Source organism: Adlercreutzia sp. ZJ154 (assembly GCF_011039055.1).
GTDB lineage: Bacteria > Actinomycetota > Coriobacteriia > Coriobacteriales > Eggerthellaceae > Adlercreutzia_A.
The window spans coordinates 1-17067 of sequence record NZ_JAAKEF010000018.1 but is presented as its reverse complement, the minus strand read 5'-3'; the positions used below and the strand labels follow the sequence as shown (position 1 = coordinate 17067).

11 protein-coding genes are annotated in these 17067 nt (G+C 47.4%); 7 read left to right on the top strand and 4 right to left on the bottom strand.

Going from position 1 to position 17067, the window contains the following annotated elements; all coding sequences use genetic code 11:
- Positions 1-95: 95 nt before the first annotated feature.
- Both arsS and G7Y37_RS07315 read right to left on the bottom strand, forming a co-directional pair.
- A complete protein-coding gene (gene arsS / locus G7Y37_RS07320; protein ID WP_165062817.1) occupies positions 96-2120 on the bottom strand; it encodes an arsenosugar biosynthesis radical SAM (seleno)protein ArsS in 2025 nt (674 codons plus the stop codon).
- A 268-nt stretch (positions 2121-2388) separates the two neighbouring features.
- On the bottom strand, positions 2389-3939 hold the full coding sequence (locus G7Y37_RS07315) for a sodium:alanine symporter family protein (RefSeq protein ID WP_165062816.1): 1551 nt from the start codon (positions 3937-3939) through the stop codon (positions 2389-2391).
- Between the two features lie 302 nt (positions 3940-4241).
- On the opposite strand from G7Y37_RS07315, the gene G7Y37_RS07310 reads away from it, so the two are divergent.
- The 4 genes from G7Y37_RS07310 to G7Y37_RS07295 all read left to right on the top strand — a co-directional run bounded on the left by G7Y37_RS07310 (position 4242) and on the right by G7Y37_RS07295 (position 9611).
- A complete protein-coding gene (locus G7Y37_RS07310) occupies positions 4242-4994 on the top strand; it encodes a response regulator transcription factor (protein ID WP_241156060.1) in 753 nt (250 codons plus the stop codon).
- Positions 4991-6211 (top strand): HAMP domain-containing sensor histidine kinase, encoded by a 1221-nt coding sequence (locus tag G7Y37_RS07305; protein WP_165062815.1) that lies wholly within the window; start codon positions 4991-4993, stop codon positions 6209-6211. Before G7Y37_RS07310 ends, G7Y37_RS07305 begins: the two co-directional genes overlap by 4 nt.
- A gap of 163 nt (positions 6212-6374) precedes the next feature.
- Positions 6375-7154, top strand: coding sequence for an ABC transporter ATP-binding protein (locus tag G7Y37_RS07300; protein ID WP_165062814.1), 780 nt, complete (start codon positions 6375-6377; stop codon positions 7152-7154).
- 9 nt (positions 7155-7163) lie between these two features.
- Entirely contained in the window at positions 7164-9611 is a 2448-nt protein-coding gene (locus G7Y37_RS07295) for an FtsX-like permease family protein (RefSeq protein ID WP_165062813.1), read from the top strand.
- A gap of 81 nt (positions 9612-9692) precedes the next feature.
- On the opposite strand, the gene G7Y37_RS07290 is transcribed toward G7Y37_RS07295, so the two are convergent.
- Positions 9693-9944 (bottom strand): GlsB/YeaQ/YmgE family stress response membrane protein, encoded by a 252-nt coding sequence (locus G7Y37_RS07290; protein ID WP_165062812.1) that lies wholly within the window; start codon positions 9942-9944, stop codon positions 9693-9695.
- Between the two features lie 483 nt (positions 9945-10427).
- Between G7Y37_RS07290 and G7Y37_RS07285 the strand changes: the two genes are divergently transcribed.
- Entirely contained in the window at positions 10428-11387 is a 960-nt protein-coding gene (locus tag G7Y37_RS07285; RefSeq protein WP_165062811.1) for a C-terminal binding protein, read from the top strand.
- 12 nt (positions 11388-11399) lie between these two features.
- On the opposite strand, the gene tilS is transcribed toward G7Y37_RS07285, so the two are convergent.
- Positions 11400-12497 carry a tRNA lysidine(34) synthetase TilS gene (gene tilS, locus G7Y37_RS07280; RefSeq protein ID WP_165062810.1) on the bottom strand — a complete coding sequence of 366 codons (1098 nt, stop codon included), beginning with the start codon at positions 12495-12497 and terminating at the stop codon, positions 11400-11402.
- Positions 12498-12562: 65 nt separating this feature from the next.
- Here tilS and G7Y37_RS07275 point away from each other — a divergent pair, with 65 nt between their 5' ends.
- Both G7Y37_RS07275 and G7Y37_RS07270 read left to right on the top strand, forming a co-directional pair.
- Positions 12563-13078: a ferritin gene (locus tag G7Y37_RS07275; RefSeq protein WP_165062809.1), complete on the top strand. Its 516-nt coding sequence runs from the start codon at positions 12563-12565 to the stop codon at positions 13076-13078.
- A 228-nt stretch (positions 13079-13306) separates the two neighbouring features.
- Positions 13307-16543: an ABC transporter ATP-binding protein/permease gene (locus G7Y37_RS07270; RefSeq protein ID WP_165062808.1), complete on the top strand. Its 3237-nt coding sequence runs from the start codon at positions 13307-13309 to the stop codon at positions 16541-16543.
- The last annotated feature ends 524 nt before the right edge of the window (positions 16544-17067 follow it).

Genomic DNA, 17067 nt, shown 5'->3' with positions numbered 1-17067 from the left:
TTTGTCTATGTCTAATATTGGACATTAACCAATATATATAATTTGTCAACTTTAGAATCGGCAGACGCACGCATGCGCCACCCAAGCGCCCTATTCTAGTTGGCTTCGCCCTGCACTAATGTGCCACCGCAGCTAGACCCAAACCCAGCGGTACACGCATAACAATGGTTCCCAAACTTAATGCTGCGCTGAAGCGAACGAGCAGCATCGTTAGCGTAATCGGCAATGTTTATAGGTCCATTTTCATCCTCGGCAGCAAGCCCCAATGCTAAATTGAAGTCGCAGTCATACACCGTGCCATCCCACCCTACGGAAAGCTGATGGCGGCACATCATGTTCTCGCATGTATCGGGGTTGAAACTGTCTATTAGCAAATCCATATAATTCTGGAATGCGCCGGAATCTATAAGACTTGCACCATATTTACCAATAGGATTATTTGCGACAGCAAATAGATTATTAAAATCAATGCCCACCTGCCCCAAACGTCGCCTATACATTTGTTCAAGTTCATTCTGCTCTGGCGGCATAATTGGCTCTTGCGGGTTAAACACTAAATCTAATACACAAGAAGAATCGCGCCCATAACCTAAGTCGTTCAGCAATTTCAATATCTTTATCGACTTGTCATATGTTTTGTGCCCGCGCTGCATATCGGCCTGCGCACCAAACACATTAGGAAGCGACGCCACAAGTTCTATACCCAAACGTGCATACACATCCAAAAGATGGGAATACTCAGGCAAATCTAGTACTGTCAAATTTGTACGCACCATTACATTAGGCACAGCATTGGCAGCCTCGCGCAAAAACCACTCGAATTCCGGATGCATTTCAGGCGCGCCGCCCGTTATGTCTATAGTCTGCATTTGTCTATCGCGCGCCACTTTCAAAATGGCTTCCAACGTTTCATGATTCATATGTTCATCACGCTTAGGATTACAGCCGTGATGGCAATGCGCGCAAGCCATATTGCATTTAGCCGTTAAATTCACTTGCAAAGTATTAGGAAACGGATCGGTTATCGTACACGATTCATCGTCTAACACATCTTCGAAATACAGCAGCTTGGCTAATTCCAAATTCACATCGCGCACTGTAGCCCGAGTGCCGCTTCTTCGAACGCCCGCAGCAGAAGGCCCACAACTAAACCCACCCAACAAAGAGTCGATCAAATAGTCTTCCGGACCGTTAAGTATGCGGTCCCTATACGATACAGCCGCAGGACTAGTTTCACTCCACAACGCATCAAACCACTTCACATACGCATTATGATCGTAGCGAACAGGCACAGCCTGAATGAACAAATCATCAAGCTGCGTGCCAAACGACCATTCTTCACTAGAATTGCACGCAATGCGAATACATAACCCGAAATTCTCTCCCGCAAAATTCGGAAGGCCAGCGGCACCGTTATTTATAATGGCGCCACGCGCCAACGTTAGAGCCACAGGCGCGCACGTATGCGTTGTGACAAAAACATCAATGCCGTTTGCCGCCATGAAACCATCTAATTCGTCTTGGCGCATTATGTCTTGCAGGGTTTCGCGCGAACAATCCCATCCACCTATCAGCTTCTCGTCGCCATGGGTTATTCCCACCTTAAAGCCAGCTACATCTACAGTAAGCGTAGCTGGACGCCCAACAAGACGCTGCTTTAATTCGGGATGCTTATCTACCGCTATAGACAGCATCTTATGTATTCTGTTCGAACGCGAAACCGCCTCGTCAGTCGTACATTCCGGATAGGCGCAGCCGCACCCCACCCCCACATCGGTCTGACGACGCAGTTCAGCTTCAACATTGCCTACCAGCGGCACATATTTCTGAATACGATCTTCAATAGCGGCGAAATTTTCGGCAGTTTTGTCAAACCAATGCGCGTCGCCGTTAAATACCACAAGTGTTTTCTTACTGCTGTCTTCCGCCTGAATCATAGCCTCTATAGCATCTAGCGCGAAAGGATTGCCGTACAAACCACCTACCACATACAAAACATCGCAACTTTCCTGCGGCGTACCGCTGAAAGCGTCTTCAGCAATCTTGTAGTCAATAGGACAAGCGCGCCCGGCATCTTTGAACAAACGGCGCTTCACGCTATGAGACTGGCAAGTTGACATACACCCCTCCGTTATTTAAGTGCCTAAAACACATTGGATTATATCTAATATTAGATGCACGACTAGCGATTTTCGCTAAACAGAATTGCACGCATATCAACTTTTGCAGAAAAAATGGTCAAAACTTCCGGCTTTCCACGGTGGAAGTGCCATATAGCCCGCTTGAAATGTGGAGGACACTGGGCAAACAGTGTTCAATGGTGTCTCGGCGGGTGCTATTAGGTGTGTTTGAGTGTGGAAAGTCGGAAGTTTTGACCATTTTTCCGAATTAAAGTTCCCGCAATCCGTCAGACACCAAACTTGCCGCACCATTTTGCTGCATTATTGGAAATTTACTTTCGCCGGTGGTTGTGCGCCCGGCTGTGTGCCGATTGTCGGTGTTGTTCCAGCACTCACACGCAGGCATTCCCGGAATTGACGACACATTAAACACAGGATTTACACCCGCTTTGCGCTGACGCGCGTAATCATCCAGACAACGAATAGCCCACTTTCCCAGCAGCAAAATGCCAACAAGATTAATGATGCACATAATGCCCATCAGAATATCGGCTATGTTCCATGCCAAATCGAAACTGCTTAAACAGCCTGCAAAAATTACGACTAAACAAGCAATCCTAAACCAAAAAATGAGGCGTTTCTTTTCGCCGAAAATGAATTTCAAGTTTGACTCTGCGTAAAAGTAGTTGCCGATAAGGCTGGTATAAGCAAATAGAAAAACAGCTACCGTAATGAAGGCTATGCCAATATTGCCCGCAAATTGATAGACAGCCATTTGCACCAACGGCATCCCGTTTAAGCCAGACGCAGCTTGAGGGTTTTGCACCATAAACACCAGCACCAACATAGCCGAGCAGGTACAGATAAACATAGTGTCAATATAAACAGACAGCGTTTGCACCAATCCCTGCTTCACCGGATGCGACACCGATGCCGTTGCAGCGGCATTAGGCGCCGAACCCATACCAGCCTCGTTAGAGAAAAGACCGCGCTTAATTCCCAGCATAACCGCTGAGCCGGCAAATCCGCCAAATATAGCCTGAAAATCGAAGGCGGAACTAAACATCAGAGAGAAAGCCTGCGGCAGCAGACCAACATTGCTTAAAGTTACCCAAATGCCAAGCGCGATATAAGCCAAAGCCATAATGGGCACAACTACGGAATTGATAACTGAAATGCGCTTAGCGCCACCAAAAATAACAACCGCCGTTAATGCAGTAAGCACAACGCCCATAATTACAGCCGCGCCGTTGGTGGAGTAATCGGGAATGTAGTATTCCAGTGCCGAAGCCGCATTATAGGCTTGAAGCTCATTAAAACCTATGGCATAGCAAGCTATAAGCGAGACAGCAAACATTACGCCCATCCACCTCTTGCCTAAACCTTGCTGCATGTAATACGCCGGACCGCCGCGAAATTCTCCATCGCCAACTTTGACTTTCCAGATTTGCGCAAGCGTAGACTCCACAAAAGCCGAAGCGGCACCAATAAGCGCCATTGCCCACATCCAAAACAACGCACCCGGACCGCCTATAGCCAAAGCGGTCGCAATACCGGCTATATTGCCCGTGCCTACGCGCGATCCGGTTGATACCATCATGGCTTGAAACGACGAAATAGCTTTGCCGCCTGCGTCAACGCGCTTTTCGGAAAGCTGAGTAAGCATATCTTTAATGTATCGCAGCTGTACGAACCGCGTGCGAATGGTGAAATACACCCCGGTAAACACCAACAGGATTACCAAAATATAGGTGTACATAAAACTATTTATATCGCCCGTTAACGAAACAAGAAAGCTACTTACGCTTGCCGTATCCATTGCGACACTCCCTCTCTGTAAAGCTGCCGCCTTTCTGTCACCTCCATAAGCGTTTAGTTGAAGATGGCTTCTCCGAAGTAAGAATGAGAATGTAAATTACATTCTCAAGCAGCCAAAATTCAGAGCAGCCAAGATTTCCTATTTGATAAAAAGCTGTTATTACCTTTTAACCAAGATGTTGGCAAAATTGCTCAAGAACGATAACGATGCCATAATGGCGCTTACTTTTAATGAAAGTAATGAAAGCGCAAAATTCAATGCGCCCTTTATTGTGTCATTTGCACTGTAGATGAATGCGAGATATGGAAATGCCGCAAACAAACAGAGTACGACGTGTACTTATTGTTGAAGATGATAAAGATTTAGCCAAGATAATAAAACGTTTCTTAGAAGCAAATGAATTTTGCGTACATGCGGCTGTAAGTGCCGAAGCAGCCTATGAGCTGCTAGAAAGCAAAACGTTTGACTGTTTGGTAGTAGACGTGAATTTACCGGGCGACGATGGATTTACCCTATGTAGACAACTGCGCCGCAAAAGCGGTGTGCCCTTGCTGTTTGTTTCGGCGCGCATTGAGGCGGATGCCCGCATAAAAGCGTTAGAAGAAGGTGGAGATGTATACCTTCCAAAACCATTTAGCCTAAAAGAGTTATTAGCTCAGATAAAAGCGCTTATGAGGCGCAATAGCGGCACCATGACTGGAGGCAGCAGCCAAAATAGGTCTACCGAGCCAGAGGCGCCGATAACAATAGGTCCATTCACGCTTGATATTTCAAGTGGTCGGATACTTAAAAATGGCATTCAAGTTGAACTGTCGCCCAAAGAATTTGCGCTTGCCGCATTTTTGATGGGTAACTGCAATAAAGCCTTTTCAAAAGAAGCCCTGTTAAGCGAGATATGGGGAGCATTCTGCAGCGTAGAGGCACAAACTGTGGCGGTGCATATAAGCTGGCTTCGCGCCAAACTAGAAGACGATCCCGCCAACCCCGTTTTCTTTAAGACTGTCCGCGGAAAGGGCTACCTATTTGACGCACCAAAGGAAACAGATTCGCAATGACAAACGAGAGCAATAGAATACAAAAGCGACTTATTGCGTATACGGCAATTGCGATTGCTGCCATAGTTGCAATCGCAATATGCGCTGCAGCGTTTTGTATAGGCGATTCCGGTTCAAATAAATTGCGCGAAGAAATTTTGCATTTGAACGAGGTGCGCACCAGCTTACTAGATACAAATGCCGCAGGAAATGATGCAGGTAAAAGCGAAGCGGGCGAAAGCGCAATAGCAAGTATCGAATTGGCTGACGATGCCCTTGCGTCCACGCAAGATATTCTACGCAGCGCTGTCTCTGAACAAGATTTTCGCATACTCGCAGCAATTCTAACCTTATCCGCTGCATCCATTGCCGCCGTGTTAGCCCTATCTTTATATATGTATTTCAGCGTTATTCGCCCTTTTATACGTTTGGAAGATTTCGCGGGACAAGTAGCAAATGGAAATTTAGATGCGCCTCTTGCATATGAGCGCTCTAATCCGTTTGGACGCTTCGCGTGGGCGTTCGATCATCTACGTGCGGAATTGAAGCGCTCGCGCGAAAAGGAACAAGCTGCTGCACTTGCCTATAAAACGGCATTAGCATCGCTTTCGCACGATTTGCGCACCCCGCTTGCATCGCTTCGTACTTATGCCGAAGCGCTAGAGCTTCAGTTAGACCAAACTCCCGAAGAGCGCCTAGCCTACGAACGCATAATAATGTCAAAATGCGATGAAGCTGCAGAGCTTGTAGAAGATTTGTTGGTACACGCGCTAGCCGACATGGATCGCATAGATGTAACATGCACGGCAACACCCGTTGCTCCCATTCTGCACCAGTGCGCAAGCAACTTTGCCGAAGCCGTACACGTTACGTGCGTGCGTGCCGATCAAGCCACACTAAACATAGATTCCAAACGACTAAAACAAGTAGTAGATAATTTACTAGTAAACGCTGCGAAATACGCCACCGGGTCTGCTGTGGAAATTTCCGGCATGCTTAGCGCTGACGCTTACCGCATAACGGTGCGCGATTTTGGCACCGGTGCTGCCGCTGAAGATATCCCATTCCTTGCGCAGCGTTTCTATCGCGGCGCAAACGCAAAAGACAAAACTGGAGCAGGATTAGGTTTATTCATAGCCAACTACCTTATGAACCGCATGAACGGAACAATGCAGATTCAAAACGCCAATCCCGGACTATGTATAGTTTTGGAACTTCCTCTTCCACACGCCGAATAATCTTGCACGCGCTATAGGTAAAGTCGGAAAGGTTACGTTCAGAAGCTGCGCAACCCTCACTCCATCTTTCCAATTTCACGTATAGGGCGCATACCTTAATGACTTCTTAATATTACATTTCGTAAAGTAGCTTTCAGCACAGTTTAGAGAATGGAAAAATACAATGAAACAAATTGCATTAGAGGCAGTTGACCTAGCCAAAAGCTACGTTGCCGACGGAGTGCAAACCCACGTATTAGGCAATATTAACCTGAAAATATATAAAGGCGATTTCACGTCTGTTATGGGACCAAGCGGCTCGGGAAAATCGACGCTTCTGTACTGTTTATCGGGCATGGATAAGCCTACCGCAGGAGACGTGCTGTTTTGCGAAAAAAGTATTGTGCGCATGAAGGAACAAGCGCTTGCTAATTTGCGGGCACAGCACTTCGGGTTCGTTTTTCAGGCAGCAAATTTGGTCAGCAATTTAACGCTTTTTGAAAACATAGCTGTACCCGGATACTTAAAAGAAGGTCGCACACCTAAAAAGACGCTAGAAGCAGTTGAAAACCTTATAGAGCGCATGGGCTTACACGATGTGGCAAACCACCTTCCCAATCAGTCGTCGGGCGGACAGCAACAGCGATGCGCCGTGGCACGAGCGGTGGTAAACCAACCAGACATCGTATTTGCAGACGAACCCACAGGTGCACTGAATCGCGCCAATAGCTTGGAAGTGCTGGCGCTTTTAAGTGAAATAAACGCAACAGGTCAAACAATCGTTATGGTGACGCACGACATACGTAGCGCTATGCGCGGCAATCGCATACTTTACTTAGAAGATGGCGATGTGCGAGGCGAAGTAAATCTGCCGCCATGGGATGCACAGCACAGCAACGACATCTCGTATACGCGCGACCGCGAAGCGCAAGCAAACGCTTGGCTTTCGTCGCTTTCATGGTAGGGGCGCAATATGGAACCTCTGCGTACACTGGTATTAGCCGGGCTAAAGCGAGACAAGAAAACGTTCATTGGCTTGGGAATTTTAGTAATGCTGGCTTCTTTCGCTCTTACGTTTACATTGTGTCTGTCCACCGACCTTACCACGCGGGAAACCGCCGCTCTACAAGAAGCGAATGCAGGAGACGCATTTGCCACAGACTTCCCTACCAACTTAAACAGCCAAGCCATAGACGACATTAAAGCGCTTCCCGAAGTGGAAAGTGTTTTAGAAACGCCTACATTCTCTGTTACGGTGAACTTTGAAAATGCGCAGGGCAAAACTGTAGCCAACACAACGCAATCGTCTGAAATCTTCGAAGCATGGGGCACCGGAATTTCCTACAAAATGCTTGAAGACAATTTCGACGCATATAAAACAAACCCTACGCCTCCGCGCGCTGACGAAATTTATATCACCCCCGCCATACACATTCTTCAAAATGTGAATATAGGCGACTTCGCTGTGCTTACCATAGGCGATAAACAGGTGCGCCTTAAAATTGCCGGGTATTTCGAAGATCCGCAAATGGGAACACCGTTTATGGACACCAATCGCTATTTGCTAGCAGCGGAAACCTTCAATGCGCTGCACGCAGAAGTCAGCGACATATTCAACAGCGCCACCACCCGTGGCGAAAGCAGTATATTTGCGCGGGCGCACACCGCTTTCCCCTTAACCGAAATAAACGTATATATGACACCCGCCGCACAAGCAAGCGGACTTACTAGTCAAGATTTAACGCGCATCATAGGCGAAAACACCACTTGGGGCGCCAGCGCAACAAACCTGTTCTCTAGCCAGACTTTGGCGGGATACGCGCTTATGGTAGTAAATGTAGCAACAGCCATCCTTGGCGTTTTTGCGTGCCTTTTGTTTGCGATAGCGCTTGTAATATGCGTGCATTCGGTGTCTGCATCTATACGCGAGGGCTATGTGGACTGGGGAATTATTAAGGCACTAGGCGTGCCGGCAAAAACTCTGCGGCGCACACTTGCGCTTCAATACATGGTAGCTGCCTTGGCAGGAATGGTTATAGGGTTCGTAGTAGGAATAGCAATTGAGCCTCTTACATGGTCGGCATTTATGCTGCTAACCGGGGTCCTTACCCAAAACGCCAGCTTCCCTAGCACCGTCCTTATTTGTCTAGCAACTCTTATGGTGCTTATGATGGCTACCGTGTTTCTAAAAGCGCGCAAACTTTCGGTCATATCGCCGCTTTCTGCCCTGCGCAGTGGACATGGAGATGTCCGATTTTCGCCACGCGCTAATTGCGCAATTAACGGCTCGTGGCTTGAAGCTTCTTTGGCTTGGCGCGCTATTGTTGCGCAAAAACGCAGCTATATTGGTCTGGCGGCGTGTTCGCTTTTGCTGTGCGCATTCATCACACTAATATTTGGAATTGGCGGTGCCCTAAACACACAAGATGCTGTGTATAAAGCTTTTGGATTGTGGGAAAGCGATCTTTCTGTGTCGCTTGAAAACGACAATTTGTCTTTTGAAGACGTTAATTCAGCTATAGAAGAAGTTTGCCCGATAAAGCGTGTATGGGAAGAAGCTGTTACTATGATTAACATAAATGGTGAAAGCCGTACATTTGTAGGGCTAACAGACATGAGCATATTTTCCGATGCTACTGTTGTATCTGGACGCAAACCCACACAAACAAACGAGGCGCTTGTCGGAATGAGTCTTGCCTCAGATATGGGGCTTAGCGTGGGCGACAAACTGATGCTGCCCGACAGCACCGGCGCTGAAAAGGAATATCTAGTTTCGGGTATTCTTTCTGCCATGCTAAATGCAGGATATGGAACTATCCTTACATACGAAGGACTAGAGCAGCTGGTTAGTATCGAAAAAGCCAATCGCGGAGATTCGCGCCAATACCAATTAGTAGACCCAAACAAAACCGACGAAGTGCGCACCGCGCTAGAAGCGCGCTTTGGCGAAGATATAAGCTTAGAAGACACCGGTATTTTCAGAGGTTCCACAAATATGGTAGCCCTAATCAGAAGCTTATTCATAACTATGGGTTATGCCATGGCGGCTTTCGCGGGAGTATTAGCATGCGTAGCCGTAGCGCTAATTAGCAACCGCATGTTTACAAGCGAGAGAGGCGACCTAGGAATTTATCGAGCTTTAGGGTTTCGCGTGCGCGCGCTTCGTATTTCTTTTGCGCTGCGATTCCTAAGCATTGCACTAGCAGGGTCTGCGCTGGGAACAGCTATAACGGCACTCGGAGGCAGCTGGTTAGTTAGTAAACTATTCGGTTTATTCGGTGTTGGGAATTTCGCAATTGCCCTTCCATGGTGGCAAGTCATACTTTTACCGCTTGCGCTTTCTCTGATTTTTACCATAAGTGCTTATGTATCAGGCAACGCCATACGCCAAGTAGACATCCGCAAATTGGTTGTCGAGTAATTTCATGGCACATATCATCGGGGTTGCACCTCTATAAAAGTTGCAACCCCGATGTAGAAGGATTAAATTTCCCTTCTGCATTTAAGTTGCACGCTTGGTGAAGATGCCCATAACGCCAAGGAAAACCACAGAACCCAAAAGCGCCACTAAGAACGACCACAGGTTGAATCCGGTAAAGCCCTCGGCTCCTATGAAACTCATAATGAAACCGCCGACTAAAGCGCCAATAATTCCTACAATAATATTGCGCAACAGTCCGCCTTCGCTTTTCATAATAGCGCTTCCAGCCCAACCGGCTAAACCGCCGATGATAATCCAGACGATGATACTCATGATTCACTCCTTTCAATGTTCGCCGACAATAAACTCAGCATAGAAGAGCGATGCTAGTTAAAGTTGCGCACAGCCCACCCGTAAACAGTCCGAAAGAAGCCTGTCATAGTTTCGTATTGCGTAGAAAGACATTGCGCAGAAAGCGCAAAATTATTCCCATATCCAAAAAAGTTGACTCAAATGGTCAAAACTTCCGGCTTTCCATGGTAGAAAGCGCTAAATCGCGTTGCGTAAGCCAAGGAATTCCCTGTTTGCCCAGTGTTCTCCACAATTCAGGTCAACCATGGGGCAGTTCAACCGTGGAAAGTCGGAAGTTTTGACCATTTTTCCAAATTTTTATGCCATTTCTTCCAAATAGAAGTGCTAGAACAATCTATACCCATTGGCAAAGTGCTACAGCACATGACTGTTAGAAAATACGCGCAACAATACGCAACAACACTTAAGATATAAGAGCGCAGTTGCGGGAATAAAGGAGGGGTTTTGCCCACTATCGTAGTTACCGATACCGATTTCGGCGATTCAGAATTTGAACGCCAGATGATAGAAGCCGCGGGCATAACTTTCCGCGCATATAATGAACCGGATGGGCGCCACCCTACCCAAATAATCGAGCATCTACGCAAAGCCGATGGAGCCATTACATCATACGGCGAATATTCCGCAGAGGTATTTGCCGCACTTCCGCAGCTGAAAGTTATTAGCAAAACCGGCACCGGAATAGACAACATAGACGTTATTGCCGCCACTAAAAACGGCACGCGAGTGTGCAATGTTCCGCACTACGGCACCGAAGTGGTATCTGACCACGCAATAGCACTTGCCATGTGCGTGCTGCGTCGCATTAATGAAATAGATGCAGATATGCGCGCTGGCATATGGAATTTTCGTCGCCACCGCCCATTGGGGCAGGCGCATGGGCGCACATTCGGCGTGGTGGGCATGGGAAATATTGGACAAGCTGTAGCCCGCAAAGCACGCGGTCTTGGATTTAGCGTTATAGCGTGGGATAGATCGGGCGCGCCCAATTGCACATCGCCCGATGGATTTACCTACACTACGTTTGAAAATTTACTGCGCGAAAGCGATGTGGTTAGCTTCCACACAGCGTTGGCGCCGCAAACACATCACATGCTGAACGCGCAAAACATTGGCATTATGAAACCAGATGCAGTGGTGATAAACACCTCGCGCGGGGCAGTAATAGATACCGATGCGTTGGCAGAGGCGCTCTTTAACGATAAGTTGTGGGGCGCAGGTATAGACGTGTTTGAAGACGAGCCAGTAGACCCCGCATCGCCAATATGCCAAGCGCCGCATACAGTATTAACTTCACATGCCGCTTATTGGTCGGAAGAATCTGCCGTAGAGCTGCGGCGGCGCTGCACTCAAAATGCCATCGACGTAGTGCTAGGGCGCACGCCCGAAAACTGCGTGAACTAGGTAGCTAGGGAGCTAGGTAGCTAGCAAACCCTTCCGACGACGGCGATACTCAGCCATAGGCTCTACTAGCACCCCGCGCTTATTCGAGCTTATAGCTAAGTTCCCCTGAATATTGGCGACATAGCCACTTTTTGGCTTGCCGTCGGAAAAAGCCGCCAATACTGCATCAACAGACGCAGTATCGATACGCTCGTCGGCACCCAACAACCGCTTCAGCAGCTTCACCACAACTCTGCGCTGAAGCGGCATGCGAACTTCGCCGAATACAGGCAACAACTTAAAAAACGCACCACCTTCAACCATATCTACACGCTCTGCAATAATTTCGTCTGCCATAGCATCTAGCATATCGTCTTCATCAGCAATTAAATCCATCGTGCGCGTAAGAGTTTGCGGCATACCAGCGCTCCACTCCTTGGCTTGCGGCACAATCTTGTGACGCACATATGCCCGAAATCGGTCAGTATGCGCATTGGTGGCATCTTCGCGCCAAAGCGCACCGGCAGCATCTTCCATAACATCAAGCCCAGCATTCTTGCGCGCGCAAATATAGTCGCGCAGCTGTTCGCGCGTGCAATTCAAAAGCGGACGCACAACCGGTCCGTTTTTGCGCTTCATACTTCGAAACCCACCGGGACCAGTGCCAACAATAGAGCGCATATAAAAATTCTCAATGCGATCATCTGCCGTATGCGCTGTTACAATGCGCCCCTCAGAAAGCGGAACGCATTCATGCAAACACATTGACGAAAGCGCCTCATTTGCAGCCGCATATCGCTCGCGCCGCGCCACAGCCTCTACGTTGTCGCCCGACCTAGCAGCCTCACCCGCCACGTCCACTTCGCACACAAATAGCGGAATATCCAAAAGCGCAGCCAGACCAGATACAAATTCCGCATCCTCATCTGAAGCACAACCGCGCAGTTTATGATTTACGTGCAGCATAGCCACAGGCCCTACCTTGCCCGCAGCACGCGCCGCCGCCATCAAATACGCCAGCGCCGTAGAATCGCTGCCGCCAGACACCATTAGCAAAACAGCAGAGTCGGCACAAAACAGCCCGTACTTCTCCGCAGTACTGCACATTGTATGCATCAATTCATTATTCATAATGCCTCCTAGGTGGTATTCTAATATGTAACACAACCAAGCGATCAAATAGAAGGGAATATCGAATGGATGCAAAAGTTTACGAACTAATTAACGACCAAATTAACAAAGAACTGTACTCGGCTTATCTGTACATGTCTTTTGCCGATTATTACGAAGATGCTGGACTGAACGGCTATGCGAACTTCTATATGGTTCAGGCTCAGGAAGAGCGCGACCATGCGCTTATTTTCCGCAAGTATTTGATAGAAAACGACCAAGTGCCGAAGCTAGGCGCCATCGCTCAGCCAGACAAAACTTTCACCGACTACATGGGTCCGCTAAAGGCAGCGCTTGAGCACGAGCAGTATGTCACCAGCCTTATTAATGACATTTATGCTGCAGCTGAAGAGGTAAAAGATTACCGCGCAATGCAGTTCTTGAAGTGGTTTATTGATGAGCAGATGGAAGAAGAAGACACTGCCCGCGATATGATTACCAAAATGGAACTATTCGGCGAAGATAAGCACTCGCTGTTCGAGCTGAACCAAGAGTATGCCGGTCGCGCATATAGCGTTCCCAGCCCTCTGGCTGCCGAGTAAATTATTAAACGTTGAATATATGAAGACCGTCTCTTGGCGGTCTTTTTTAATGCATAAAAGCAGTATTACGGTAGAATTACAACCTAAAAAATGCAATGCAACTGGCGCAACTACTGGTAGCTGAGCTTATTGCAAACCAAAATCGCTAGAATTCGATAGACGATTGATCTAGGCTCTTTCGAATGCAACCACAAACGCCAGCTCGGTACCAAAGTACGAAAGGCTTTTATGCTTCAACTTAAGAATATCCGCAAGTCCTACACCACAGGTGATTTCACACAAGTAGCACTAGATAATGTATCAATCAATTTCCGCGATAATGAATTCGCTGCCATACTTGGACCAAGCGGTTCGGGCAAAACAACTTTACTGAACATAATTGGTGGACTAGACCACTACGACTCTGGCGATCTGATAATAGATGGTATATCCACAAAAAACTATAAAGATCGCGATTGGGACACTTTCCGCAACAACCGCATCGGTTTCGTATTCCAAAGTTACAACCTTATTCCGCACCAAACCGTGCTTGCAAATGTGGAACTGGCGCTGACTCTTTCCGGCGTGGGTCGCGAAGAGCGGCGCAATCGCGCAATAGATGCACTAAAGCGCGTAGGATTGGGCGACCACGTTCACAAAAAGCCAAGTCAGCTATCCGGCGGTCAAATGCAACGTGTCGCCATAGCGCGCGCACTAATAAACGATCCGGAAATATTGCTAGCCGACGAACCTACCGGCGCGCTAGACAGCAAAACCAGCATCCAGATTATGGATTTGCTAACAGAAATAGCAAATGACCGCCTAGTAATTATGGTTACGCATAATCCGGAATTGGCTGACACATACGCAACGCGCATCGTTAATTTAGCCGACGGGCACATTCTTGCCGATACCGACCCATACGCCCCAACAACAGATGAACTAGCCAGCCTAGCCGCGAAGAAGCCGCGCCGCACATCTATGAGTTTCTTAACGGCACTTTCGCTTTCTTTCAACAACCTTATGACCAAAAAGGGCCGCACAATAATGACGGCTTTCGCGGGAAGCATTGGCATTATTGGAATTGCTGCCATTCTTGCATTGGCGAACGGCGTAAACAACTACATAACCAGCGTAGAGGAAGAAACCTTGTCATCTTATCCGTTGCAAATTACAAGCACCGGTTTCGATATGACATCAATGATGGTATCTAGCATGGGTATGGTCAACGAAGAGACGAATGAAGATTCTAAAAGCACAAATGGCGACGATACGGTGGTGCACGAAGCCAACGTAATGAACAGAATGTTTGAAAGTGTAGGATCGAACGATCTGGCATCGCTAAAAGAATTTCTAGACAGCGGCGAAAGCAACATATATGAATTTGCCAACGATGTGGAATACAAGTACAACGTAACGCCACAAATCTATTTGGCAGATACCGAAAATGGCGTACAGCAGGTTAACCCTGACACTACATTCTCTTCAATGGGCATGGGCTCTAGCATGTATACAAACAACATGATGTCAACCATGATGAGCACCGATATGTTTGCTCAAATGATGGGCACTATGGATATGGCTAAAGAAAGCTATGACGTAAAGGCTGGTCATTGGCCCGAAAAATACAATGAATGTGTGCTTGTGCTTACCGAAAACGGCAGCGTAAGCGACTTTTTGCTGTACATACTGGGTCTGCGCGATCATGCCGTGCTAGACGAGATGGTGCGCGCATTCATGAACGAAGAAGAAGTTGTAACCGAGGTAAACGACAATGCCGTATTTACCTATAGCGACTTCCTGAACTTGAAATTAAAGCTAGTTTGCTCAGCCGACTACTACCAGTATGACGAAGAATTTGGTGTCTGGATAGACAAATCAGACGATGACGAATACGTAAAAGGCCTTATAGAAAACGGCGAAAATTTGGTTATATCGGGCATTGTGCAACCTAAAAATGGTGCCACTTCAGCCATGCTAAACTCTGGCGGAATTTACTACACACCAGATTTAACTAAGCATTTGATAGAACAAGCTGGTGAAACGCAGATAGTAAAAGACCAATTGGCAGAGCCAAATACCGATGTGTTTAACGGCAAATTGTTTACGGAAGAAGACGAAAAAAGTTCCGATTTCGATATGAGCAATTTATTCAAGGTGAACACAGGTGCGCTGCAAGCGGCATTCAAGTTTGATGAAAGCAAGATGAAGCTAGATTTGAGCAACCTTGATGTTAATTTTGATTCGTCCAGCTTGCCGCAACCTAATATTGACTTTAGCCAGATGGGTTCGCAGATGCCCGGCGATAGCGGCAGCGACAGCGGCGGCAGCGGCGGCAGCGGTGGCGATAGCGGCAGCGGCGGCAGCGGCGGCAGCAATGGCGAAAACGCTGGCATGGATATGTCGGGGATGCAAATTAACCAAGAAGTTGCTGCAAAAATGGTTAGCGATCTTATGACAGACTTCCAAAACCAACTAGCCACACTACCCGGCACCACCATGCCAGAAAAAGTGCAGGCATATATGGCAAGCGACAGCGCTAAAGTCATAATTTCTGACGCGATGGCAAATGGTCTAATTGACACCAGCGCCATGCAGCAGCAACAGCTTGAACAGCAAGCCGCCATGCAAGAGTATCTTAATAATTACATGACGCAGTACATGACCGAAGTTATGAGTGCGCTTTCCTCGCAAATGCGTACAGCGATGACCACCGCTATGACCCGAGCAATGAACCAGCTGTCCGAGGGAATGTCGCAGGCTATGAGCATAGATGCTGAAGCTTTCAAAGATGCCTTCGAATTCAACATGACCGACGAAGAGCTTACAGAACTAATAACGTCAATGATGAGCGGCACCGAAGCTTCATTTGATAATAATTTGGCAAAATTGAACTACGCACAAATTGATAATCCTTACGAAATAGACATTTTTGCCAAAGATTTCGAAGCTAAGCAGGGCATTATAGACATACTAGATTCTTATAACGATCGCATGAATGAAAGCGGTCAGGAATCGAAAGCAATAACCTACACCGACATTGTGGGCGCATTAATGAGCTCGGTAACTACCATCATAGATATGATTAGCTATGTGCTTATAGCGTTTGTGTCTATCAGTCTTATTGTTAGCTCAATAATGATAGGTGTCATAACCTACATAAGCGTGCTTGAGCGCAAAAAAGAAATTGGTATATTGCGCGCAATTGGCGCAAGCAAAGGCAACATAAGCCAAGTATTCAATGCCGAAACTGTTATAGAGGGGCTTATTGCGGGCGTGCTTGGAGTGGGCATAACTGCGCTTTGTTGTATACCGGTAAGCGCCCTTGTGTATACGCTATTTGATGTTCCAAATGTAGCCAGCCTACCATGGCAAGCCGCTTTCATTTTGGTAATAATAAGCGTTGCGCTTACATTTATAGCAGGTCTAATTCCTGCCAGCAGCGCCAGTCGGAAAGACCCGGTAGAGGCGCTGCGTTCGGAATAAAGTTGGCGCGATAGTGGTGCGATCAGCATTGATTGGTGTTGCGATCAGCAGACGCGATAGTGACGCGGTCAATGTCGATCGATGACGCGATCGGCATTTGCGATCGGCATTTGGTGCGATTCTTTGGCACGCTGCTCTTTAGTACGATTGGCTACAGGCTTGGACTACAGGCCTTGGGAAGTTTTTTTGCAGAAAAATGGTCAAAACTTCCAGCTTTCCATGGTCATAGCGCCACATGGCTAACTTGAATTGTGGAGAACACTGGGCAAACAGAAAACTTACTGCCTTTTTGATGCCTTAGCAAGCAGGGTTTTGCGTTCAGAACCGTGGAAAGCCGGAAGTTTTGACCATTTTTCTAACTTTTTTGAACTAGGAAGCTTCAATCTGCTTTGCATTTGATCGTGTGCCGAAAGTTGGTGTCAGGAGCCACTTTGAGATAGAAGTGACCATTGCCTAGAATCGTTTTTGTGAAAGTAACCGATTCAGCAGAAAGGCAACGGCCACTATGGACACTTTACAGGATA

What these genes read in the sequence shown, in the direction of transcription:
- arsS (WP_165062817.1), bottom strand. Translation starts at nt 2,120, where the DNA reads ATGTCAACTTGCCAGTCTCATAGCGTGAAGCGCCGTTTGTTCAAAGAT.
- G7Y37_RS07315 (WP_165062816.1), bottom strand. Translation starts at nt 3,939, where the DNA reads ATGGATACGGCAAGCGTAAGTAGCTTTCTTGTTTCGTTAACGGGCGAT.
- G7Y37_RS07310 (WP_241156060.1), top strand. Translation starts at nt 4,242, where the DNA reads ATGGAAATGCCGCAAACAAACAGAGTACGACGTGTACTTATTGTTGAA.
- G7Y37_RS07305 (WP_165062815.1), top strand. Translation starts at nt 4,991, where the DNA reads ATGACAAACGAGAGCAATAGAATACAAAAGCGACTTATTGCGTATACG.
- G7Y37_RS07300 (WP_165062814.1), top strand. Translation starts at nt 6,375, where the DNA reads ATGAAACAAATTGCATTAGAGGCAGTTGACCTAGCCAAAAGCTACGTT.
- G7Y37_RS07295 (WP_165062813.1), top strand. Translation starts at nt 7,164, where the DNA reads ATGGAACCTCTGCGTACACTGGTATTAGCCGGGCTAAAGCGAGACAAG.
- G7Y37_RS07290 (WP_165062812.1), bottom strand. Translation starts at nt 9,944, where the DNA reads ATGAGTATCATCGTCTGGATTATCATCGGCGGTTTAGCCGGTTGGGCT.
- tilS (WP_165062810.1), bottom strand. Translation starts at nt 12,497, where the DNA reads ATGAATAATGAATTGATGCATACAATGTGCAGTACTGCGGAGAAGTAC.
- G7Y37_RS07275 (WP_165062809.1), top strand. Translation starts at nt 12,563, where the DNA reads ATGGATGCAAAAGTTTACGAACTAATTAACGACCAAATTAACAAAGAA.
- G7Y37_RS07270 (WP_165062808.1), top strand. Translation starts at nt 13,307, where the DNA reads ATGCTTCAACTTAAGAATATCCGCAAGTCCTACACCACAGGTGATTTC.